Source organism: Microbulbifer sp. S227A (assembly GCF_049800935.1).
Genome location: NZ_JBNAFZ010000006.1, coordinates 252,447 through 275,626, shown reverse-complemented (window position 1 = coordinate 275,626; position 23,180 = coordinate 252,447). Strand labels below are relative to the sequence as shown.

At 63.7% G+C, this 23,180-nt stretch carries 15 protein-coding genes and 1 pseudogene; all 16 read right to left on the bottom strand.

Going from position 1 to position 23,180, the window contains the following annotated elements; translation table 11 throughout:
• Positions 1-112: 112 nt before the first annotated feature.
• Positions 113-1,048: a helix-turn-helix domain-containing protein gene (locus ACP15R_RS16165; RefSeq protein WP_424987497.1), complete on the bottom strand. Its 936-nt coding sequence runs from the start codon at positions 1,046-1,048 to the stop codon at positions 113-115.
• 494 nt (positions 1,049-1,542) lie between these two features.
• Positions 1,543-2,698: pseudogene (locus ACP15R_RS16160) on the bottom strand (IS256 family transposase).
• Between the two features lie 844 nt (positions 2,699-3,542).
• Positions 3,543-3,755, bottom strand: coding sequence for a hypothetical protein (locus ACP15R_RS16155; protein ID WP_424987495.1), 213 nt, complete (start codon positions 3,753-3,755; stop codon positions 3,543-3,545).
• 171 nt (positions 3,756-3,926) lie between these two features.
• On the bottom strand, positions 3,927-5,009 hold the full coding sequence (locus ACP15R_RS16150; protein ID WP_424987494.1) for an AI-2E family transporter: 1,083 nt from the start codon (positions 5,007-5,009) through the stop codon (positions 3,927-3,929).
• A gap of 137 nt (positions 5,010-5,146) precedes the next feature.
• Complete coding sequence (locus tag ACP15R_RS16145) at positions 5,147-7,750, bottom strand: AsmA-like C-terminal region-containing protein (RefSeq protein WP_424987493.1); 2,604 nt, start codon at positions 7,748-7,750, stop codon at positions 5,147-5,149.
• Between the two features lie 85 nt (positions 7,751-7,835).
• Positions 7,836-8,255: a hypothetical protein gene (locus ACP15R_RS16140; protein ID WP_424987492.1), complete on the bottom strand. Its 420-nt coding sequence runs from the start codon at positions 8,253-8,255 to the stop codon at positions 7,836-7,838.
• Between the two features lie 25 nt (positions 8,256-8,280).
• Positions 8,281-12,693: a hypothetical protein gene (locus tag ACP15R_RS16135; protein ID WP_424987491.1), complete on the bottom strand. Its 4,413-nt coding sequence runs from the start codon at positions 12,691-12,693 to the stop codon at positions 8,281-8,283.
• On the bottom strand, positions 12,690-14,024 hold the full coding sequence (locus ACP15R_RS16130; RefSeq protein WP_424987490.1) for a hypothetical protein: 1,335 nt from the start codon (positions 14,022-14,024) through the stop codon (positions 12,690-12,692). Before ACP15R_RS16130 ends, ACP15R_RS16135 begins: the two co-directional genes overlap by 4 nt.
• 163 nt (positions 14,025-14,187) lie before the next feature.
• Positions 14,188-16,119 carry a beta-galactosidase gene (locus ACP15R_RS16125; protein ID WP_424987489.1) on the bottom strand — a complete coding sequence of 644 codons (1,932 nt, stop codon included), beginning with the start codon at positions 16,117-16,119 and terminating at the stop codon, positions 14,188-14,190.
• On the bottom strand, positions 16,119-16,970 hold the full coding sequence (locus ACP15R_RS16120; protein ID WP_424987488.1) for an SMP-30/gluconolactonase/LRE family protein: 852 nt from the start codon (positions 16,968-16,970) through the stop codon (positions 16,119-16,121). Before ACP15R_RS16120 ends, ACP15R_RS16125 begins: the two co-directional genes overlap by 1 nt.
• On the bottom strand, positions 16,967-17,572 hold the full coding sequence (locus ACP15R_RS16115) for a 2-dehydro-3-deoxy-6-phosphogalactonate aldolase (protein WP_424987487.1): 606 nt from the start codon (positions 17,570-17,572) through the stop codon (positions 16,967-16,969). The genes ACP15R_RS16120 and ACP15R_RS16115 overlap by 4 nt, the downstream gene beginning before the upstream one ends.
• The gene (locus tag ACP15R_RS16110) at positions 17,569-18,480 is read right to left on the bottom strand and encodes a 2-dehydro-3-deoxygalactonokinase (RefSeq protein ID WP_424987486.1); all 912 of its coding nucleotides are present in this window, start codon (positions 18,478-18,480) and stop codon (positions 17,569-17,571) included. The genes ACP15R_RS16115 and ACP15R_RS16110 overlap by 4 nt, the downstream gene beginning before the upstream one ends.
• 6 nt (positions 18,481-18,486) lie before the next feature.
• Positions 18,487-19,278 carry an SDR family NAD(P)-dependent oxidoreductase gene (locus ACP15R_RS16105; protein WP_424987485.1) on the bottom strand — a complete coding sequence of 264 codons (792 nt, stop codon included), beginning with the start codon at positions 19,276-19,278 and terminating at the stop codon, positions 18,487-18,489.
• Positions 19,275-21,359, bottom strand: a complete 2,085-nt coding sequence (locus tag ACP15R_RS16100) for an alpha-galactosidase (protein ID WP_424987484.1) — start codon at positions 21,357-21,359, stop codon at positions 19,275-19,277. Before ACP15R_RS16100 ends, ACP15R_RS16105 begins: the two co-directional genes overlap by 4 nt.
• On the bottom strand, positions 21,356-22,204 hold the full coding sequence (locus ACP15R_RS16095) for a carbohydrate ABC transporter permease (protein ID WP_424987483.1): 849 nt from the start codon (positions 22,202-22,204) through the stop codon (positions 21,356-21,358). Before ACP15R_RS16095 ends, ACP15R_RS16100 begins: the two co-directional genes overlap by 4 nt.
• 1 nt (position 22,205) lies before the next feature.
• Positions 22,206-23,135: a carbohydrate ABC transporter permease gene (locus ACP15R_RS16090; protein ID WP_424987482.1), complete on the bottom strand. Its 930-nt coding sequence runs from the start codon at positions 23,133-23,135 to the stop codon at positions 22,206-22,208.
• Between the last annotated feature and the right edge of the window lie 45 nt (positions 23,136-23,180).

Here is a 23,180-nt window from a genome sequence, read left to right as displayed (position 1 = left end):
CATCGGCCCCTAGGGGTCACCTCTCCCTGCACCGCAACGAGCGGCACCTAATCACAACAGCCGCCGCAATTCTTGGTTTCGCGCGCCATCCATTCTGTGGATCGCGCCAAAATTAATGTTGCGTTTCAGCGGCCGCGCCGGTGGCCGCCATCTGCGAACAGAATTCGCGCGGCGACAATCCGTGATGCTTCCGAAACAGCCGGTTGAAATGCGACAGGTCGTTGAACCCGGATTGAAAGGCGATTTCCGAGATCGGCGTCCGCATGCCCAGCCGCACGTTCCGTTCGAGCCGCGAACGCACGAACATCAGGCGGCGCTGCTGAACCTGCCGCGTAAAGCTCGTGCCGTTGTCGCAGAAATCCCGCTGCAACTGCCGCCGCGAACGGCCGACATCCCGCGCAAGGCAGTCGATGGTAAAGCTGGCATCGGTCAGCTTGCGATCAATCCGGTCCTGCACATACCGAAACAGGTCATCGCGATTTCGAAACCGCGAGGCTTCGACGGTGCCGCTCTCGGTGCCGAAGATCATCCGGATGAAATCAAACAGGTAATCGGCGGAAAAATCGCCCTCTCCCTGCGCATCATCCGAAAACAGGACCGTGTTCAGGCTGCCATGCAGGGCATGTCCCCCGCCGATCTTGCGCCCCGCCGCCGGAAAGAACCCCCGTTCGTCCAGGAACAGGCCACGCGGCAGATGCACCGAGAAAAAGCTGGCATGCTGACCGCTGAACCCCATGGTCGCGGTCTTGGTCGAGTCCAGCAGCAGGCATTCGCCGGACTTCAGGACCTCTTCGCGCTGATTATGCAACACGGCGGTTTCACCGGTCTTCTGGTACAACAGGAACATGTATTCCCGGTCGTCGCGGCGAATGCCCAGACGAGACCGCTGGATATGTTCGATGGTACAATCGATTTCGGCAATATCCACACCCAGACGGGCGCGCTTGACGAAATTACCGATCTGCTTATGCGCCCCGCGTCTGGGTTCGGTGTGAAAGCGGCCGCAATTGGTTAGAATGGTCTCGTCCCATTCGTCTAGACACATCATCGGCGTTGCTCCTCCCGAACACAGGGCAATGACCGATCTCTGGGCGACGATGATCGATATTCATCCCTGATCCTCTGGTTCGGTTCGGCCCCTGATGCCAAACCGGAAGTGGCTTACTGCGACGCTTGCAGCGGCACCCATCACATTCCCATATGGCGGCTCAGTCAAGAGGTAACGGCTTTGCGCAAATCAACGTCGTATCTACCCTCACATGGTATGTGCCACAAGCCGCGCTTACGCATCCTGATTTGTGGCCCCCTTGTCCTGCTGAGGCCATCCTGCGCGAAAACAGCTGAGCGCTTCGCGTATCGAGACATTTGGAATTTGAGTATTTTGACAAAGATGAAGCCCAGACCTGCGCTCTTCATCTTTGTAGAAATACTCCGGGGGAGCCGCCCGCAGGGCGGCGGGGGCAGCGCCCCCAGACCCGCCGGATTGAGTACCAGGGGGATCTTTCGGAACCATTCGTGCAGCGTGCATTTGGGTCACGTCCGTCAAGGTGGTGTTATTTCCCGGATGGCCTGCGCGCATGATCTGGCGGCCTGGGTTGTGATGCTGAGAATGGGATCGGTCTCCTCTGCGCCGATTTCCGCGAAAGCCTCGACCATCATGTAGCGGCTGGCGGTCTGCCATTCGTCGTTCTGCTCGAATAGCACCGCGCCAATCAGACGGGTGATGGAGGCCTCGTTCGGGAAGATGCCCACCACGTCGGCGCGGCGCTTCACTTCCATGTTCAGTCCCTCGATCCGGTTGGTCGAGTGCAACTTCGTGCGGTGCTGTTCCACGACATGCCGCCAGGTTTCGCCGGCATGTTTGCGGTCAGGCTGGTCGAAGGCCCGGCGGATCGCGGCGGCAACGACGGTGTGCTGGCCGCGCGAGACGTGGGCCAGCGCATTCCGCATCCAGCGAACACCGCAGCGCTGCCAGGTGGCCTCGAAGACGCGCTCGATGGCGCCCTGAGGCCGCTATGCGCGCGCTGATGACCAGCTTGGGCCATCCAGCCCGCGGGCTTTCAGACCGCGTGGGAAATCCATCCAGAAGGTTACCTCCTCGGAGGGACCGAGGCCCAGGCCGATGATTTCCCGGCGCCCGTCCACTGCCCGGCAGGGCATCGCGCAGCGATGTCCCGAGAGGGGTATTGGCAGCGACGGCGATTATGGCTGCGACGCTGACAATCCGGCCGCCCTGGCGCACCTTCAGATAGGTCGCGTCGAGCCAGACGTAGGGCCATTCCCCGGAAAGAGCGCGGTTCAAGAACTCGCCAACGCGTTCATCGATGTCCTTGCAGAGCTTCGACACCATGCTTTTCGAGATGCCCTGCAAACCTATCGCCTGCACCAGCTCGTCTACGCGGCGGGTCGAGGCGCCGCCGATCCAGGCCTCCTGGATCACCGCGACAAGCGCCTTCTCCGAGGTCTTGCGCGGCTCAAGACAGCCGGGGAAGTAGCTGCGCCGCCGCAGCTTCGGCACCTTCAGGTTCAGCGTGCCCAAACGGGTATCGAAAGCGCGTTCCCGATACCCATTGCGCCAGATCGTCCGCTGATCGGCCCCCATGATCAGCTGTAGAACGGCCTCGGCGACGGCGCGCAGAAAATCGCCGCCGCCCTGCTTTTGAAGAAGCTCGGAAAGGTCCATGTTGGTCTTGGTCATCGGGGTCTCCATGTCGTCCGTGGTTGAAGTCGCCAAACTCCACCTCGACCATACACCTCGATGGCCACCCGGATCACATCGGCACCGCCGATGAAATTACGCCACCTGCTCAGACAATAACTGCATTTGCCAATCCGCCCTTCGGATGGAAAATGGGCGTTGATTGCCGGTGTCTGAATGGCCCGCCCAGACCTGAGCAAGGTGCCATGAAATACTTTACCTGAGGTCACACATCTTCAGTTGCTCGCGCACGGTCACATCGGCAATTCTCGGGTGGCAGGCGAATATTACGAAGGCCCAGCCCTCTTCAAGAACGCAGACCGCAAGCCATTGGCTGGAACGCTTCAAAAATTTGGTCGGGTCGTGCCAGCCGTTCCGACTTTCCCTGGCAGACATCGTGCCCCGTCCGAAACAACGCCGGGGTCACATGCAATATTTGGGCGTGCGGCATGAAGCTGGAAAATGCGCTTTGCCAGATCGATTCCGGTGATGGCATCCTCGGACAGGGATGTTCTCTCCTCTTGTGATGGCTTCCACACTCATCACATCGGAGATTTGCAATGCCGCCAGGAGGGGCATTTACGCCATCAACAAGGCCACGCAACGCCGATAATCCGAGCTGACCCCATACGCGCGCTATCGGTCATCCGAGCAGGTGGCTTTTGCCGGGCGGATTGATCGGAACAAGCCTCGCGAAATACCGCGTGACTGTTTTGGCGGCCTTACCCTGATGTCCCTCTGGATTTTCTGCAATCGCTGAAACTGTTGGCGACAAAGCAAGAAAAGGGAACCCGCATTGGTCGCAGGTTCCCTTGGTTTCGACAGGATGACGAAACGATTGGGCTCAGCGGAACGGGGTGCTCTGCTGGCTCGCGCCCGAGAGGATACCGCGCGCGTGTCCGATATCGGTCAGCTCGTTCTCCGGAAGGGCGCCGGGAACGGCGGTGATCTCTGCATTCGCGCGGGTGTTGGCCCGACCGAAAGTCGCGCGCAGAAACAGGCCGACCACGCCGTAGCGGCGTTCCTCGGCACTGGGGGCAAGGGTAGCGTAAGACATGATAGCCTCGATGATCCGTTTGGTGATGTTGGGTGAAGGCGGAGCTTGTTGTGCAGGCGTCTCCGTTCCGCGGCATTTGGGGTGCTTTGGGCAAACACGCAAGCGAATACGCAACGCGTTTTCGCAATGCCGCGTTGCAGATTCCGCATGGCAAGGATTGGCGTTGCGCGGTCAGTTCGCCTTTGGCGGCTCGTCGCTCATCAACAATTCGGGGTCGTGCTCGGCCTCGTCGAACAGCCGCCACACCGACAGGAACAGTGAAGCAATGACCGGCCCGAGCACCAGCCCGGTCAATCCGAACATGGCCAGCCCGCCCAACGTCGTCACCAGCACCATGTAACCCGGAACGCTGCTGGCGCGGCCCACGACGATCGGGCGCACCACGTTGTCGGACATGCTGATCACCGTCGCGCCAAACGCGAGCAGGATCAGCCCGCCCTGAATGTTGCCGCTCAGCATCATCATGATCCCCGCCGGCCCCCAGATAAATCCCGCGCCGAACGGGGGTACCACCGACAGCAGCCCCATCAGCGCGCCCCAGAACACCGGGCTTGGCACCCCCAGGATCCAGAAGATCAGCCCGCCCAGAAAGGCCTGCACAACCCCGACCGACACCATGCCCTTGATCGTCGCCACGGCCATGTCGGAAAAGGCGGCAAAGAACTTCTGCTTGCTATGTGCCGAGGCCGGAAAGCTGTTGTAGAACGACTTGTATATCCGGTCGCCATCCTGAAGCAGGGCAAACAGGACATAGAGCGCCAGAAAAACATGGAACAGAAAGGCCGACGCGCTCTGGCCGATCCCAGCGAGATGCGATACCGCGTATTGCCCCGCCGAAACGAACCCTTCGCCGACCATCGACTTGATCATGTCAAGGTCGAGCCCGAGTTGAGGCAGCACCTTGGCCACTTTCGGGAACCGGTCTGGCAGCGTCTCGAGCACCTCCGCCGGCTTGAACGCGCCGGACTGGATTTGAGTCACCACCGCCGCCGCGCCATCGGCGATCAGACCGGCAAGCAGGAAGGCGGGGAACAGGATGAAGATCACGATCAGCAGGATGATCAGACCCGATATCGTCGCCTTGCGGCCCGGCAACCGCCGGGTCAGCCGCTGGCGCAGGGGCCAGAACAGGATTGCCAGCACGATTGCCCAGAATATCGCCGCCCAGAATGGCGACAGCACCACGAGCAGCCCCGCAGAGGCCAGTACCACGACGCTGTTCCCGAAAATCGCGCGGCGCGTTCGACCGTTCATGGATCGTCCCTGCTTCAATCGGCCCGAATTGGCGCCCCCATCGCATGGGATTTGGATGCCGATCCCGCCGCAAGGTCAAGGCCCATATGGGCGCTGCCCGTCACAAACACACCAACCCGGACCCTGTCGCCCGCCGGTTACTTCAATTGCAGGATATCCGGCACACAGGTCTTGCGGCGCGCAGGCATCCGCGACGCGCCATCCGACCGCCGCAACCGCCTGGGGCCATCCCCGACCCTGACCTTGGGATGTTTGATCGGTCCCTCGATCTTGAATGGCCAGGGGCTGCGGGACAGCGGCTTGCCAATCCTCCTGGGCTGGCCATCAAGATCGAGCCGGTCATCGCGCAGGTTGACATCACCGTTCAGGACAACCTGCACGCGGGGCGTTTCGACGACACCGTTCCTCAGCACAAAACGGCCGTTTGACGCGCTCAGCGGCGCCCTGAGACAGACGATCACCGCGGTCTTCTTGCGATCCTTCTCGAACAGCCACGGGATCACGCCCAGCCCCGCAAGGTCGAGCAGTTGGCTATCGATGCTGCCATTGCGCATCGAGACCATGCCCGACCCGGACAGGGTCTTGAAATAGCGGCGCACCGATGCGTGCTCGCCGGAAACATCGAAACTTGCATCCAGAATGCCGCTGGCATGTTTCTTGAACTTGAGAAACTCTAGGACATGCGCGAAATCCCAGCCGCCGGTCGACCCCTTGAGGCCCAGGACACCCGGGGCCTTGGCCATGTCCATTGCCGCGCTGACATCGAAATGCCCACCGCCATAAAAAAACTTGACCGGGCCGAGCTTTGCCTTGTGATCCACCACGACCAGCTCGCTGTGAATGCTGCCCTGGCCTTTGGCCATCTCGATCTTGTCGAGGTCGATCTTGATGTCCACATCCATGTCCGAAAGCAGTATGGCCTGGCCGATCGGCTGCAATGTCACGTCGCGCAATGGCCCTTCCGAGCCGCTAGCCGGGTGCTTTTGCGGGGCCGCTGGCCGGTCGAGCTGGCTCAACTCGATGGAAGCGTTGATGATGTCACGCAGGTGGCTGACGCGGATCAGGTCGCTGTTGATCTTGCCGCGCACGGTGGGATGCTGCGCATCCGCCTGCAATGACAGGTCCGCGCGCAGTTCCGACCGGTCGATCGAAATCTTGGCCGATGAGCCCCATTCGGTGTCATGGCTGCTTAGTGTCAGGTCCAGTGCCGCCGACAATTCGTTGCCCGGAGCCAGGTCCAGTGCCTTCAGGAACGCAGGCACCGACGCGATCCGTGCCGCGATATCCAAAGTGACCGTGTCGAATTTGAGGATGTTCTCGACCGAGCCCGTGGTTTTCAGCGACCAGAGCGATGTATCCCTGAGTTCAAGATCGAGCCCCGACAGGCTGAGCACCCTGGTGTCTCCAGCCAGCTTGAACACCCCCGACAGCCGGCCCAGGGCAGTGTCGGTCTGAAGCCGCTCCGGCGCGATCAGGTTGCCGCCCGGAGAGTCCAGCCTGCCGTCGAAATCGAACCCTTGCAACGCCAGCAAATCGCCGATCACCCCCTCAAGCATGACCAGCGGGCTGTCCGGCGGACCGATCCTCAGCTCGGCCTTGCCAATCCGCAACTTGCCATCACGGGTCCGGGAAATCTCGGAAACCGAGATCGGCGGCGGCCCGACCCCGCCGGTGTCGAGCACGAACCCGTTGGTGGTGATCACCATCGCGCGCAACGGCTCTTGGCCGGGTCGGCTGGTCAGGTCCATGTCGACCCCGACCAGCTTGAGATCGCGCCTGATACGGGTCGGTTCAGGCTCTTTTCCCTTGGGATAGAGCCTAAGTCTAGTCTTGATCGTAGAGTCTCGCGGCTGGCTCAGATCGCCGATAACCGCATCGACCCGAAGGCTCTCGCCGGTGGTCAGATCAAAGGCGAGATTGCCGCTGGCCGTGCCGCCATCGCCCGATTTCCTGACCGATACCCTGATCGTACCCTCGCCGTCGATGTCTCCGGAGAGCTTCAGGATCGCCATGAGCCGGTTGATATCGGACACCGTCGCGCTGAGCTCTGCCGCATAGCCCCCGGCGATCCCATCCGGACCCGGTGTGCCGGCAAGTTTCACGTCAACCTCGCCGAAATCAGCCTCCAGAGTGAACGGATCCGTGTCGGAAAACCCGCCGCTCAGCGTCACGTCCTGACCGTTCAGCGCCCCCTTGCCCTGAACCGAGACACCATCCGCGGATTGCCCCAGCTGCAACATCGTCAGCCGCAGGTCCAGATCGAGCCCGTTGCCGGGATCGCGATAGGCAATGCCCGAGTCGGAAACCGAGATGTCATGATCCGCCAGGAATCGCAGGGCGCCACGGATAGCCCGGTTGGCTCCCTTGCCCGGCTGAGTCGCATCCGAAATCACCGGCAAGGTGACAGTCGCGCCGCTCACCCTGATGTCGCGCGGTTCCACGCTCCCCCCGATCAACGCCCGGAACGGCAGGTCAAAGGCGATCCTGTCCACGCTGGCGAGAGGCGGCGTGGCCCCCGACGGGCCAGCCACCACTAGCCCTTCGGCAGTGATATTCAATGTCTCGCCGGGATCGATCCAGACGCCACCGTCAATCTGTACGGTGCCGCCGATCTTGCGGGCCAGCATGGTCTCAACCAGTTTCCCGCGCACCCCCGCGAGCAGGGACGAATCCAGAACCAGCCACGTCACCAACACCAGCCCAAGGCAGGTGGCCGCGATCCAGGTGATCCAGTGCCGCATGGCCTACCCCATCTGCCGATCGATCCAACCGCTCAAACGCATGTGCCAAGTTGACGCGATATCGCGGATCAGATCAAGCCGCCGGTCAGCCCCCCGACAACAGCGCGGACAGTTCGGCATATTCGGCCTGCATCTGTTCCAACACCCGCAGCAGGTCTGCTACCGGTGTGCTCAGTTCGCTACCGTCCCATCCGGTCAGCGTGGCCTCGTCGCCATCCACCTCGACCGCGACCCGTTCGGGGCCGGACCGAAACCCGTACTCTCCCCCCTGGCCCGCGCGCAACAGATCGGGAAGGTCATCCAGAAAGAACCCCGCCGCACCGTTCAACGCATCCTCGACCATCACATATTCGATCTCGTCCGTGATGCCGAGCGCGCCATTGGGATCGGCGCGCCGGCCCGGTTCCATGCCGCTCAGCAAAGCCGGGGTTTCCTTGAGATCTTCGAGCGAACGCAGACCCGTTCCCGGTATCATCACCCACAATTCCCCACGCAGCATGCTCATTCCGGTGCCTCTCCATCTGTCGAAATCATTGGTTGACCCCCAACGCCTTGGCAATGATCAATACATCCGGCGTCGACAGCTTGTCGCCATCATTCGGATAGAACATCCGCGCATTCAGAACGCCCGCCGCGCTGACGGCGCTTGCACCGGGATCCGAGTGGAAATTGACGCCGACCGTCACGGATTTCGGCGGCGGGTTGGGATTGTTGTAGGTGTGGTCTTGCCACGCCTTTTTCCATTCCTTTTCAACCTGCGCCGCCGCGGCGGGAATGGCGCCGCCAACCGCATTAGCAAGAGTTACCCGCGCCGCCGCCAGCGGGACGCTGATCTGGTTCCACATGGTCGTGGCGATATTCGCGCCGACCGCGTCGAGCATTGCCTCCTCGGCAAGCAGCTTGGCCTTTGGCGCATCCATGTCCTCGGGAAAGAAGGAGTTCGGCTTGTTGCGCTTGCCCTCCTTGATCAGCGCCTTTTGCGCGTTGGTCTTGCCCTGGCCGATCAGCGTGGCCTCCAACAGTATCCCGGCATCATGTTGCGACCCCTTGGGGCAGGATTCGGCGTCAAAGAGATAGGTTTCGGCCACGTGCCGGTCGGTGATATGGGCCATGTCCACCGTGCCCCCCGGAATGCCCACCGCCGCCGGATGGGCCGGGCCGGTATAGGGATCCTTGACCAGCCCCGCCGAAACCCGGATCAGGTCGGCCTCGCCTATGGCGGCGACCTTGGCGTCTTCATAGGCCGAGCTGGAAAACCCTGTCGTCGCCTGCAAGGCAAGGGTTTCCGGCGCGGCGGCATGGTTGGCGTTCGCCCACATCGTCACCTGTTTGAGAGACTGGGTAACCGCCTTGAGCGCATCGGCGACAAAATCCTGGCTGCCGACAATCGCCGTGGTCACGGCCTCGGCGCCGGTCTTGATCGGCGTGACCGCATTGAGCGCATCGCCTTCGGCCTTGGTCGGCTTGCTGATCGCCTTCAGCTCGCGCTCAAAGGCCTTGCTGGCGCTCTCGACCTTTTGGGCCGCGGCCCGGGCGGCGGTGGTGGCGCTGCTTGCGGCCTGACCGGCAACCAGGGCATTCTGAAACTGTGTTTCCGGATGGGCCGGCATCGGGGCGGCATTGGCCGGTGCCGCGGCGGGCAGCCCGGCAACCAGCCCGCCCCATTGCGCAGGTGGCGGGCCGGCGAAATGTTCCACCGCCTTTTCCGCCAAAAGCCTGGCCGCATCCCGCGCCGCCACCAGCGCATCGAGCTTGGCCTTCTGGTCGGCACCGGGCAGCGCCGCCTTGGCCTGTTTCTCTTCGGCCAGTTCGGTGGCGCTGCGCACAGCCGGCTCGGCCTCGGCCCGCTGTGCCAGCACCGCCGCCGCCGCATCCGCAAGCGCCGCCTTGCCCCGCTCAAAGGTCTTGTTCACCTTTGCCACCGGCGCGGCGGCCATATTGGCGGACACATGGCTGGTGATGTCCTGCATATCCTCGTCCATCTTGGCCTTGGCGGCGCTGGCCGCCTCGGCCAGATGATGGTCGGCAAGCGCCTTGGTGGCCGCTGCGGCGGCCTGCGCACCGTTCTGCGCAGCGGTCAGGGCGGCGTCGCGCTTAGTATCGTCCACTGCATCACGCGCCGCCACCAGCGCCGCCTCGGCCTTGTCCGAAAGGTCCTTGATCAACACGGCATAGGCGGCGGAATCCGCCGCCGGGGTCGCACCCGCCAGGGCCGTCACCGCCAGATCGGCCGCCTGCCTGGCCTTGTCCGCCTTGTCATTGGCCGCCGTTTCCGCATCGGAAATGGCCGTGGCGTCAGGTGTTCCCCCCGCCGTCTCCGCCGCCGCGCGATAGGCCGCGTCCGATGCCGCCTGTTTCAGATCCGGCGCGGTCGCCTTGAGCAGGTCATCCGCCGCCGCCGCCGTCATCGCTGCACCGCGCGCCGCACCGGTGGCGACATCCAGATCGGCCTTGGCGCTGACCGCGACCGACACCACCTTGATCGACGGTATCGTCGAAGCGGTGGCAATGGCCGCCGCGCAATCCTTGGCCGCCGTCAGGGTCTTGGCGCGCTCGCCATCATCGACGACCTTCCGGGCGGCGGCAAAGGCCTTGGCCGCTGCATCCGCCGCCGTCTTGAGCAGCCCGTTATAGATCGCCGGATCGTCACTGGGCACCGCGAGGGCAAGGGCCTGCGCCGCCTGGTTGGCGGCCTGCTGGGCAAGGATCGCGTCGGCCTTGTACTGTGCCACCAGGTTGTCGATATCGATCTTCTTGGCCGCCGGACCCGCCTGCGCCTTGGCCTCGGCCTCGGCATCTGCCTTTTGCGTGGCGCTGAGTTCATAGGCGGCGATATCCTTGCCGGTCTGCGCCCCGGCCAGAATATCGCCATGTGACGCGGCAAGCGTGCCGCCCTCGCTGCCCGGTTTCAGACACCGACCGGCGATGCCGTTGCAGGTATCCGCAACCGCTAGGTTCTTTAGCGCCTTTTTCCCCTCGGGATTGCCACGCACCCGGTCGGTTGCAATGCGCGACGCGGCTTCGTTTATTGCAGCGGCAATTGCATCGGTCACCGCCTTGCCCGCATCACAGGTAGTTTCGGCAACCCCCTGATCCGCCACCGCGCGCGCCTGCGCCAGCGCGGCCTCGGCCACCGCCGCCGCCCGCGCCAGCAAGGCCGGATCAACCGGGCGCGGGGCGTTCTTGACCGTCTCGGCCATCCTTGTTGCCGCGCCCGCCGCCGCCTGCGCCGCTTTGGTCGCCGCGGTGCTCTCGGGCGCGCTCAGGACCTTGGCATTCGCCGCCGCCGAACCCGCCGCATTCTGCCGCGCCGCATCTAGGGTTGCGGCAAAAACGGCGGCATCCTGTGCCGTGCTGGCGTAGGAATCCGCCGCGATACGCAACGGGGTTGGCGGCGTGCTGGCCGGCGTCGGGGGCACGGCGGCCAGCGCCTCGGTCGCCGCCACGGCCGCACCACCGCTGGCGGTTGCGGCCAGCTTCATCGCAGCCGCCCGTTGCGCCGCGAGGCGGGCCGCCGCACCTGCCGCCTTGGCCGCCGCGATGGCCTTGCTCCGCTCTCCCGCATCCGGTTCGATCCCGGCGGCGCTCATGGCGTCCTCGGCCAGTTGGACCAGCGCCGCGATCTCGGCGGGGGTCGCGCCTTCGAGACGGGCGTTCATCGCCGTCGTCGCCTTGTGCACGGCTTCGGTGGCAAGCTTGGTCAAAGGGGTCTGCGTGCTGTCCCCCTGCGCCGCCAACAGCTCCAGCGCGCTCCCCCGTGCATCTAGCTCCCCGGCCTGCAACATCGCCTCGTCAAACGTGGCACGGGCGTCCTCACCGACGATGCCCGCAGACAACATGTCCGCCGCCTGTGCCGGGCCGATTCCGATGGCAAGGGTACCGGCCATCCCCGCCTTGCCCGGTTTCCCATGCGCCTGCGCCGCCGCGATCCCGGCGGTGACACCATCGGTGCCGCCGACGGGCGGCATCCGGCTGGCGGCCCCTTCAGCGGCAAAGGTTTTCAGAAACGGATCCCGCAGATGATCGGCCAGCGCCTGATCGCTCATGGTTCCGTCGCGCCCCTTCAGCGCCTTGAACAGCCGGTCGAGCCGCTTGCCGCCCTTGGCGTCATCACCATCCAGACCCGTCAGCACCCGATCCAGATCGCCAAGACCGGTTTCCGGCCCGCCGCTAAAGGCCGTGTGCAATTCCTTGAGTCGTTCGGGTTTGCCGCCCAGCCCGTCGACGATCACGTTGCGCAACATCTCGGGGTTTGACGGGGCCCGGCCGTCCAGCGCCGTCTGGCTCAGCAAACCGCGCAAGGCGTCCTTGTCGCCATCGCTGGTGTATTTTGCCGACAACAACTTGAGCAGGTCGCCATCCCCCTCTCTGGCCAGCGCACCAAGCGCCTCAGGGGCCTGGCCCAGGCCACCCTGCCCCAGCACCCCGGCCAGTTTCTCGCGCTCGTCCTTCTTGCCGAACTTCTTGAGAAAGACTTGCAACTTGCCCGGATCCTGCCCGCATCCCGCGTCAAAAATCGCCGCCAGCGCCTCGGGATTCTCTCCCAAGCCACCCTCGGCAATCATGTCCTGCATCGGTTTCGGATCTTTCTTGAGCTCGTCCGACAGCGCCTTGAGCTTGGCCGGTTCACGCCCGCATCCCTGTTCCGCCAGCGCGACCAGCAGATCGGTGTTGCCCTTGAGGATCGTTGTCACCAGTTGGCCGATATCCCCCACATCGGTGCCGAACGCCTTGATCACGTCCTCCAGTGGCGGGTTGGCCGGCATCCGGTCGGCGAATTCGGCAAAGGCATCGGCATCGCCAAAGCCGTCGATCACCTTGACCAGTTCCGCGCCACCGCCCAGCTTGGCGGCAAGGTCCGCCCGTTTCAGAACCGCGGCGGCGATCCTGGCCGCGAGGCGTTCATACTCGGCAATCGGTCCTGCGAGTTTATCGATCTTCATAGCTCGTCCACCTTGTCCAGGGCATCCAGCGCGGTTTTCCTGGCCGCCACCAAGGCCGCCTTTTCCTTGGTGGACAGGTCGGTATCCGGCGGCACCACAACCGCATTGATCCGCGCCTCCCGGGCCGCCAGCGCCCTGGACAACCGGTTCAGCCCGCCAACCAGCGTACCCAGTTCCGAGATCACGGTTTCCGCCTGGTCCAGATCATCCCCAGCCAGTTTGGCCTGTTGCGTCACCAACAGCTCAAAGGCCGTCACCTGCCCCTTGGCAAACGCGCGGCCCTCGGGGGTCGAGATGCAGGTCATCGCCGCCTCAATCGCCTTGTCGACATCCAGAACCTTTTGCGCGATGGCCTTGTTCAACTCGTCCATGCGCCGTTCGAGTTCGGTTATCGAGCTTTCCAGACTGCTCAGCGAATCCTCGCCCCACTCCGCAACCTTGGACCAATCCGCAAGCGGCTGGGACTGCGCCAGCACCTTTTTCGCGTCCTGGGCGATCTCGGCGGCTTCGCCGTTGGCGGGCGCACGCGGATGCGCCGCCAGCTTGGGCGCATCATTGGCAAGCCGCTCCAACAGCGGCGCAACCCTGGCAAAGCGGGTGCGGCGTTCCTTGAGCCTGAGTTCCAGGTCATTCAGGGTCTCGACCAGCGCGGCGATATCCTTGCCCGCCTGTTCCAGCGCCTCGGGCGTGGGTATCTCGGGCAGGTCCGCAAGTTTCCTGACCAGCGTTTCCGCCGTCGATGTCTCCCCCTCGAGCGCATCCGGCGGCAGGGTCATCTTGGCAGCCTGGGCGCGCAGTTCTTCGGCCTTTTTCTTGCGCGTCTCCCGGTCCCGCTCTGCCGTTTCATTCACCAGAAGGATGCGTTTCTCCAGCTCCTCGACACCGGATTTCGCGGTGGCAACGATGACGGGATCGGTGGCACCATCAAGGGTCGCGGCAAGATCCAGGGCCTTCTTGCGAAGCGTCTCGCGCTCATCCGCCGGGGCCTCGCCATCCAATGTCGCCTCAAGCCCGCCCGCGCGTTTGAGCAGCATCGCGGCCTCTTCGCCGGTCCGCTTGATGCGTTCTGCGACCTGCTCGACCAGCCGCTCGGCCCCGCCCGTTGCCATCGACGCCTGATCGACAACCATCGGCGTGTCCGGGTCGCGCAGCAATTCGCGGGCAAGCGCGATTTCCGCGCCGATATCCTTTGCCTCTTGCTCGGTGGCTCCGGCGGGAACCTCGACCCGGGCAAGCCGGTCGAGCACCTCTTGCAGGTCGGACACATCTTCGCTGTCGGTCAGCAGGATGAATTTCTTGACAAACTCGTCCTGGGTGTCGGTCAAACTCATGACGGCCTCCGATCTCGACATTGCCCCGCCGCGCGGATGTCCAATGCCGCATGGCTTGCCCGAAAGAGCCTAGCCCCGCCCGGCGAATTTACCTAGGGTCAAATTCTCGCAGGAGAGGAATTATTTCTACACAAAGCAACCTTTTGGGGATCACCCCAAGGCGTCACCCCTGCCCGCGAGACGTTTGCCGCAAGACTCCCGCCGGGGCGAGCGACAGGCCGTCAAACGTCACCGGTTCCGCGCCGTAGTTGAACCAGAACCGTTCGCCCCCGCAATCACGGACCCGCAGTCCGTCGGGCAGGGTCATCGTCGCGATCCCCGCTTGATCGCAGGCGCGGGCCAGAAACCGCCGCATTGCCGGTTGATCGAGCCATGCTCCAAGATAGGTCACGTTGCCCTGGCACATGGCAACCGCCGCGCCATCCATGGTCTGCTCGACCACCGTCGCATCGCCTTGCAGATGTTCGCGATAATGGACGACCTGCCCGCCCGACAATAGCGGGATCGGCATATCGGCACGCAGGCTTTCGACATGCGACACGGTGGCGTCCAGACCGGGAAAATCCGGCGGCAAGGGAACCGGGATGGCCATGTCGATGTTCCGCGCACCGGTTCTCGGGCCGAGCACCACCTGCGCCTTGCCAGCTGCCAGCGCGGTCCCGAGCGCGCGCGGCATGTGCATCAGGCCGGGAGCCAGGATCAGCCGGTACCCCGCGAAATCGCGGCAATCGGGTTGCAGGATATCGACCGACAGGCCAAGGGCCCGCAACGCGCGATAGGTGTCGAACACCAGCCCGAAATAGCTCAGCCCCGCGCCATGCGGTTGTGTTGCCCAGGCAAAATCCGCGTCATAGTCGAACACCAGCCCCACCGCCGCCCGCGCCGGTGCCACATCGGGTGCGTCGCGGATCTCTTGTGCGACCTGTCGCGCCTCGGCCATCCCCGGCGCATCGACGCCATCGGGGCGCAGCAGGCCCGAATGCAATTGTTCCTGCGCAAAGGGGGCCTGCCGCCAGCGGAAATAACAGACCGCCTCGGCCCCGTGGGCAAAGGCCTCCCACGACCACAGGCGAACCATGCCGGGCAGAGGGCCGGGATTGTGCGGTGCCCAGTTCACCGGGCCGGGTTGCTGCTCCATCACCCACCAGCGGCCACGCCCCACCGCGCGATAGAGATCGTGATGAAACGCCTGGAAATCCGGGTCGCCCTGCCGGGCAAAGGCGCGCTGATGCGCCGGTCCGGCCCCCACGCGGTCTTCGAGAAAGCCCAGAGGATAGCTGTCCCAAGATGCGATATCCAGATCCGCGCCCACCTTGAAATGATCGAACTCGGTGATCCGGCCCATGTAATTATGCGCTATCGGAGCGGTTGAATGACGCCGGATGATCTCGGCCTGCATCCGGTTGAACGCCACCACCTGATCCGAGCTGAACCGGCGAAAAGCCAGCACATGCGACGGGTTGGGTTCCGTCACCGTGAGGTTGGGCAGGTCGATCTGGTCGAATTCATCATATTCCATCGACCAGAATACATTGCCCCATGCCGCGTTCAGGGCCGCGATGTCACCGTCATTCCCGGCCCCCGGATAACGGTTGCGCAGCCATATGCGAAACGCCCGGCGCGCCGCGTCGCTGTAGGAAATGGTCGTGTCGTGACAGCCATATTCATTATCGGTCTGCCACGCCGCCACGTGCGGGTTGGCCCCGTAACGTTCAGCAAGCCGGCTGACGATGGCGGCGCAGTCCTGCCTGTAACCCTCGTGGCTGAAACAGTAATGCCGCCGCGATCCGAATTTGCGCGGCCGTCCCGCTGCATCAACCGCCAGCATGTCGGGATGCCGCCCGATCATCCAGCGCGGCGGGGTCGCCGTTGGCGTGCCCAGAACGACGCGCAGCCCCGCATTCCCCAGCACCGCGATGGCATCGTCAAGCCAGCCGAACTCATACCGGCCCGGTTGCGGCTCAAGACGCGACCAGGCGAATTCCCCGATGCGCACCCAGGTCAGCCCGGTCTCGGCCATGCGCCGGGCATCCTGCGCCCACATTTCGCGGGGCCAGTGCTCGGGATAGTAACAGGTGCCAAGCGTACGCCGCATCAGAGGATCACGCGATATTCCGGCAGGCCGCGATGCGCAACCGGGGTGGCGTGGGTCTGGCCCTGTTCGGGTGACGGCAAGTCGATCCCTTCCTGCGCCGACGTGGCATAGAGCGTTGCAAAATCCGGCCCTCCGAACGAGGGGCAGGTCATCTGTGTGGCGGGCATGTCGACATGCATCAGCTCGCGCCCATCGGGGGAATACCGTGCCACCCGCGACGCCCCCCATTGCGCATTCCAGAGGCACCCCTCGGCATCGACAACCGCCCCGTCGGGATTGAGCCCCCGATCGCGCAGATCCACGAACACCTCTGCGGGCCCCGTGGGCCAGCCTTCGGCCTTGAGCCTCTGGCGCATGATCTGGCGGGTGGTGGTGTCGGTGTAATAGGCGTATTTGCGATCCGGCGAGAAACAGATCGCGTTGGGGATCGTCAGGTCGTGGATCAACGGGTGCAGTTCGCCCTTGTAGAAACGATAGATGGCCCCGGCCCGTGGCGCGGCATGCTTGTCCATGGTGCCAATCCAGAAGCCCCCCCAGGGATCCGCCCGGCCATCGTTTGACCGCGTCCCGATCTGCTCTGCTTCCAGCGGGCACAGGGTTTCGCTGGTGCCGGTTTCCATGTCGAACAGGAACAGATCGGTTTCGCTGGCCACGAGCAACCGGTCACGATCGACCCAACCGGCCGCCGAAACATGCCGGTCGAATTGCCATTCCAGCGCGGTATCAGCGACACGGCTCAGCAGCCGTTTGGCGTTGATGTCGAACCAGAAGAGCTGCTGCCGTTCGGGATGCCAGAGCGGCCCTTCACCCAGCGTACAGGCGCGGGGATCAAAGGCCGCAACACCCGTCATGCAAAAACCTGGTCATAGACTTCGACCATGCGCGCCGCGCGTTCGCGAATATCCGCGGCGGTGAAACCGGGCTTGTACAGTGCGCTGCCAATGCCGAACCCATCCGCGCCGGCGGCTTTCCATTCGGCAAAGTTCTCGGGGCCGGCACCCCCCACGGCAAGCACCTCGGTCCCCTTGGGCAACACCGCGCGAATGGCCTTGACGCCGTCGGGGCCGATCAGGCTGCCGGGAAAGAACTTCAGACCATCGGCTCCATGGCGCAGCGCCGTGAAACACTCGGTCGGCGTCATCACGCCGGGATAGGACAACATGCCAGCGGCCTTGGTGGCCTCGATCACGGCGGGGTTGCAATCGGGCGACACCACCAACGTGGCCCCGATATCGCCCAGCCGCGTGACATCCTCGGGTGTCAGCACCGTTCCCGCCCCGATCAGCGCGTCATTGCCAAAGGCGCGCACCATCTGTCCGATACTGTCAAACGGCTCGGGGGAGTTCAGCGGCACCTCGATCCTGGTGATGCCGCATTCGATCAGCGCCCCGGCCAGTTCCAGCGCATCGGGCGGGGTGATCCCCCGCAGGATCGCAATGATGTTCCGGCTCATGTCCTGTTTCCCTTCCAGCTTTCATAGGCGGCCCGCAACCCGGCCAGAGTCATCGCATCCCCGTCGGCGCGCTCCACCGGTACGGCCTGATGCCCAAGTGCGGTCTCGTACAGCGCCGACAGGGCCGGATCGCCAATGACCGCAATCCGTTGCCCCAGCCAATAGGGCCGCGCCCCCGCCAGTTCGAGGCCGATCAACAACCCGGACAGGCGCGCCCGTGCAGCACCTGCCGGCATGTCATTGACCAGTGTTTCCGCCCGCAATCCGAACAATCGCGACGCCAGGTTCTGCGGCGCGCCAAGCGCGTCGCCCACCGCCTCGGCAAAGGCGGCCTCGTCCCAGTCCGGGGTCTGGACCGAATGGCGCAACACCGATTTTCCCGACAGCAGCGCGAACAGCTCGCCGGTCATGAAAGTGCGGAAACTCACCACTTCCGCGGCGCTGATCCGGGCCCATTTGGTATGCGTGCCGGGCAGGCACAGCACCCCGTCGAAATCCGGATGTTGAGCGATAAATCCCGCGATCTGGGTCTCTTCGCCACGCATCACGTCGGCGGGGGTGCCCTGTTGCATCCCCGGCAGGATCATCGGCGCAATCCGCTTGTCGCTGGCCGTGACCACGGTGGCCTGTCCGGCCCCCGGCGGTGCGCAGGGCACCGTGACATAGGCCGCTTCCTGCCATCCCTGCCGCGCGCCGACCATGCCACAGCAGATCACCGGCACAGGATCGTCCCCCAGATGCGGCGCGATCAGGTCAAGCAGCGCGGCTTCGAAGGCGTCGGGCGCCAGCGATCCCATGCCGCGATCCGACCCCAGCCGCGCGATCACGGCCTGATCAGGGCCAAAGACCCAGGCGCGCAGGTTCGACGTTCCCCAATCCACCGCGATCCAGTCTGCAAGTTCAGGCACGTTCATCTACCCCGTTGTTACCACGCCGCCATCCACGACCAATGCCTGACCCGTCATCATCCGGCTGGTATCGGATGCCAGGAACAGCACCGCATCCACCATGTCCTGGGGATCGAGCGTTTCTTTCAGGCATTGCCGCTCAAGATGCGCCGCCAGCGCCTCGGGCGTCACCCACATTTCCTTTTGCTTGTCGGTCAAGACCCAGCCGGGTGCAAGTGCGTTGACGCGAATCCGGTCGGGGCCAAACTCGCGCGCGAGGCTGCGGGTCATGCCGTTGATGCCGGAATTGGCGGTGGTATAGGCCGGATATCCCGCGTTGCCCATCATGTAGCTGATCGATGAAAAGTTGATGATCGACCCGCCGCCAGCCGCCCGCATGCCTTCGATCACCGCCTGGCAGGCAAAGAAATAGGCCTTGAGGTTCACCGCCTGCGACCAGTCCCAGAAGTCTTCGTCAACCTCGAGAGTCTGGTGGCGCTGATCGTTGGCGGCGTTGTTGACCAGAACCGTCACCGCGCCATGTGCCGCGCCAGCCTCGGCGATACAGGCCCTGAGCCGGGCGATATCGGTGACGTCGCATTGCAGCGCGAGCGGGCGCGCACCGTGTTTTTGCTCCATCCGGTCGGCAAACGCCGTGGCATCGGATCGCTGTACAAACGTCACCTTGGCGCCCTGCGCCATCAGCCCGTCGGTCAGATAGGCACCAATCCCCGCGCCGCCGCCGGTCACAAAGACGCTTTTGCCCGCGAGATCATGAAAGCGTGCGGTTGGTGTCTGCGCGCGTTGCCTGTCGGTCATATCAAGGTTCCTTCAATCACCCACATCGTTTCCGGAAAAGCCCAGGGCAGGGTCAGCCCGTGGTTCATCAGGTATCCGCCGTTCAGTTCGAGCGGACCGGATTTCAGCGGTTGATCCCCCCGCGACAACGGCCCGGCATCCGCCCGGTTGAGCAGCTCGACACGATAGCGCGCATCCGGCGCAAGCCGGGTCAGCGGCAGCGGGCGCGGGGCGATCTGGCCTGATGTCGCCGCCTTGCCGGCGAAGACGACAAATCGCGTCCCGTCCTGCGCCAGCTGCTGTTCGGCGATCACCGCCGGATCGGGGCTATCCAGCCGCAGGATATCGGCACGGTGCAGCCAGTCGCGATTTGATTTCCACCACGCGGTCACATCCCCGAGCAGCCGGGCCTCGTCTGCGGAGAGTTCGCGCGGGTCCATTTCAAAACCCATGTGCCGCTGCGCCGCGACCCAGGCCCGGAACCGGATGTCCAGCGTGCGCCCCGAGGTGTGGCAGGTGCGCGGGCCCACATGGCTGCCGGTCACTGCCATCGGCAGAAAGAGCGCCGCGTCATGCTGCATCCTGAGCCGTTCAAGCGCGTCGTTGCTGTCCGAGAGCCAGACCCTCTGGCTGCGCGACAGGATCCCGAAATCGATCCGCCCGCCACCCGACGCACAGCTTTCGATCTCGACATGGGGGAACGCCCCGCGCAGCCGGTCGATCAGGGCATAGGTTCCGCGGGTTTGCGCGGCATCAGGCGTCGGCAGAACCCGGTTATGATCCCATTTGACATAGTCGATGGCATTGTCGCGCAACACCTTGCCGATACGGTCGAACAGAAACCCCTGTACCTCGGGCAAGGCCATGTTCAGCGTCATCTGCTGGCGGCCCGGGATCTGGTCCCCGTCCCCCAGAGCCCAATGCGGATTGGCCCGGAACGTGTCGGAATCCGGGTTGATCATCTCGGGTTCGAACCAGATCCCAAAGGTCATGCCCAATTGGTGAACCCTGTCGATCAATGGCCCCAGCCCGTTGGGATACTTGCGCGGGTCAACCTCCCAATCACCAAGTGCGCGGCAATCGTCATCGCGTTTGCCAAACCACCCGTCATCCAGCACGAACCGCTCGGCCCCAAGCGCGGCGGCGCGGTCGGCAATGTCGCACAGCACCGGCAGGTCGTGATCGAAATAGACCGCCTCCCAGCAATTGTAATGCACTGGACGGGGTCGGTCGGGGTCTGGCCAGGTTACGATCCGGTCGCGCAGATGCCGTTGAAAGGCCACCGCGCACCCATTGATGCCGTCTTGTGAAAACACCGCATAGAGCGGCGCGGTCTCGAACCGGGTACCGGGCGCGGTCTCGAGGCCGGTGGCATGACCGAACTGAATCTGCCGCCGCCCATCCGGGAGCTCCTCGGCAACCATGCGATGCCCGCCGGACCAGCCATAGTGAAACGCTTGGGCATGCCCACGGGTGTTGGTCGCCCCGCGACAGGGCACGACAAGGCCCGGAAAATGCTCGTGTCCGGTGCGGCCGGTCCGGTTTTCGCGATGTCGCATCCCTGCGGTCCACGGGGTTCGGTTCAACTGAAACTCGCCACACCACCGCCCGGACATATCGATCATCTCGTCCGATTGCTGCGAGGCTGGAAACACCGGCGCGCTGAGCCAGTGCAGGCGCACCGGCGCGCGGGCCCGCAGAATGCTGCGCGCTTCGATGACATGGGTTGTACGGTCTATCCCGAAACTGGCCGCATAGGTCAGCCCATGCGCGTCATCGGCATAGGTCAGCACCAGCCTATCCCCGCCCTCCTGCGCCTCGGCGAGACGGAATTTCGGCAAGATCGGTGTCCCGTCACCGGTGCTCAGGATCAGGCCGGGTTGCCCCGGAAAGCTGCGCGTGGCCTCGGGGCAAATCGAAAGCTCCGGATTGGCATCCAGCATCCCGCCCGTCACATCAAGGGCATTTGCCCGGTACACCGTCGCGAGATCCTCGCCATCGGGCAATCGTGGGCCCCAATAAACCATTTCGGCCAGACGGTCGCCGTCGCTTCCCAGCACCAGGGATTGGCGGTCATCGTCCAGTCGCCAGCACCTGATCACTTGACGGCCCCCAGCGTCAGGCCGGCGATAAAGTGTTTCTGCATCAGGAAAAACATCGCCACCGGTGGCAGCGCGGCAACAATCGCCCCCGCGCTCATCAGGTGATAGGCGGCGCGGTACTGGGCGTTGAACGAGGTGATCCCGGCCGTCACCGGCTGTGATTCCGCGCCCTGCGTCAACACCACCGCCCAGAAATAGTCATTCCAGATAAAGGTAAAGATCAGCACCGACAGTGCGGCAATGGCGGGCTTCATCAGCGGCAAAACCACGTAGACAAAGATTTTCCATTCCGCGACCCCCTCGACCCGCGCCGCCTCGATCAGGGGAAAGGGCAGCCCCTTGATGAAATTGCGCATGAAAAGCGTGCAGAACCCGGTCTGAAACGCGATATGGAACAGCACCAGCCCGGTCTTGGTGTTGTACAACCCCAGATCGAGGGTCAGGTCACGCACCGGCACCATCAGGATCTGGAACGGCACGAAATTGCCGGCCACGAACATGAAGAACAGCCACAGGTTGGATTTGAACCGATAAATGCCGAGCGCGAACCCCGCCATGCAGGACAACGCAACCGCGCCGATGGCCGTGGGCACGGTAATCAGCAGCGAATTGAGAAGATAGCGCGGCATGTCGGAGTCAAAGAACACCTTGCCGTAATTCTCGAGTCCGCCAAAGGTCGATGGCAGGTTCCAGTAGTCACCGGTCGAGAAATCCGCCGCCGGTTTGACCGAGAATAGCGCCACCGCGATCAGCGGCAACAGCCAGAAGATCAGCGCAACAGGCAGCAGCGCCTGATAACCGAGCTGGGCCCCGCGGGATGATTTGGCGATAGGCTTGGGGAACATCTCAGCGGCCCTTCTCGTCTTTGTACATCGAGTAAAGGAAATAGGCGATGAAGCAGAGCATGATCAGGAACAGCACCACGGCGATGGCCGCGCCATACCCCATGCGGAACCCGTATTCCGAGAGCGCGACCTCGAACATGTAAAAGCTGAGCACGCGACTTTCGCCAAACGGTCCGCCATTGGTCATGATCGAGATCAGGTCAAACGAGCGCAGCGCGCCGACGATCGTCACCACGAAGGCGATGAACGTGGCGGGTTTGAGCTGGGGAATGATCACGTACCAGAGCATCTTCCACCCCCTGGCCCCGTCAAGCCGCGCCGCCTCGACCTGTTCGGGATCGACCGCATTCAGCCCTGTCAGATACAGGATCATGCAATAGGCGGTCTGGGGCCAGAGTCCGGCGGCGATGATGCCATAGGTCACATAGGTCGGGTCGCCCAGCACGTTGATCGGCCCCAGCCCGACCACGCCGAGAATGGCGTTCAGCAACCCGAAGGTCGGATCATAGAACCAGCTGAACACCAGCCCCACGACCACCTGGCTGATGACAAAGGGAAAGAAGAACAGCGATTTGTAGATACGGATGCCACGCACAGTCTGGTTCAGGAACAGCGCGATGAACAGGCCCGCCGGGATCGCCAGCAGGTAGAGCAGCAGCCAGATCAGGTTGTTGCGCAACGAGATGTAGAACGCCGGATCGTCCCAGAGTTCGCGATAGTTTTCGAGCCCGATGAATTCCTTTTCGCCCAGCCCGTCCCAGGCAAGGGTCGACACGTTGAAACTCTGGATGATCGGGAGAATGACATAGACCAGAAAAAACAGCACCGCCGGGATCAGGAACAACCAGGGCGTTAACGCGATCTCGTTTCGCTTGTACCACGACCGTCGGGGCGGGGCGTACTTGTCTTGGATGTCGGGGCTTGTCGTCATCTTGAACCTCGTATCGCTTGCGCGGTGCGGCGGGTCGGGTCGGAT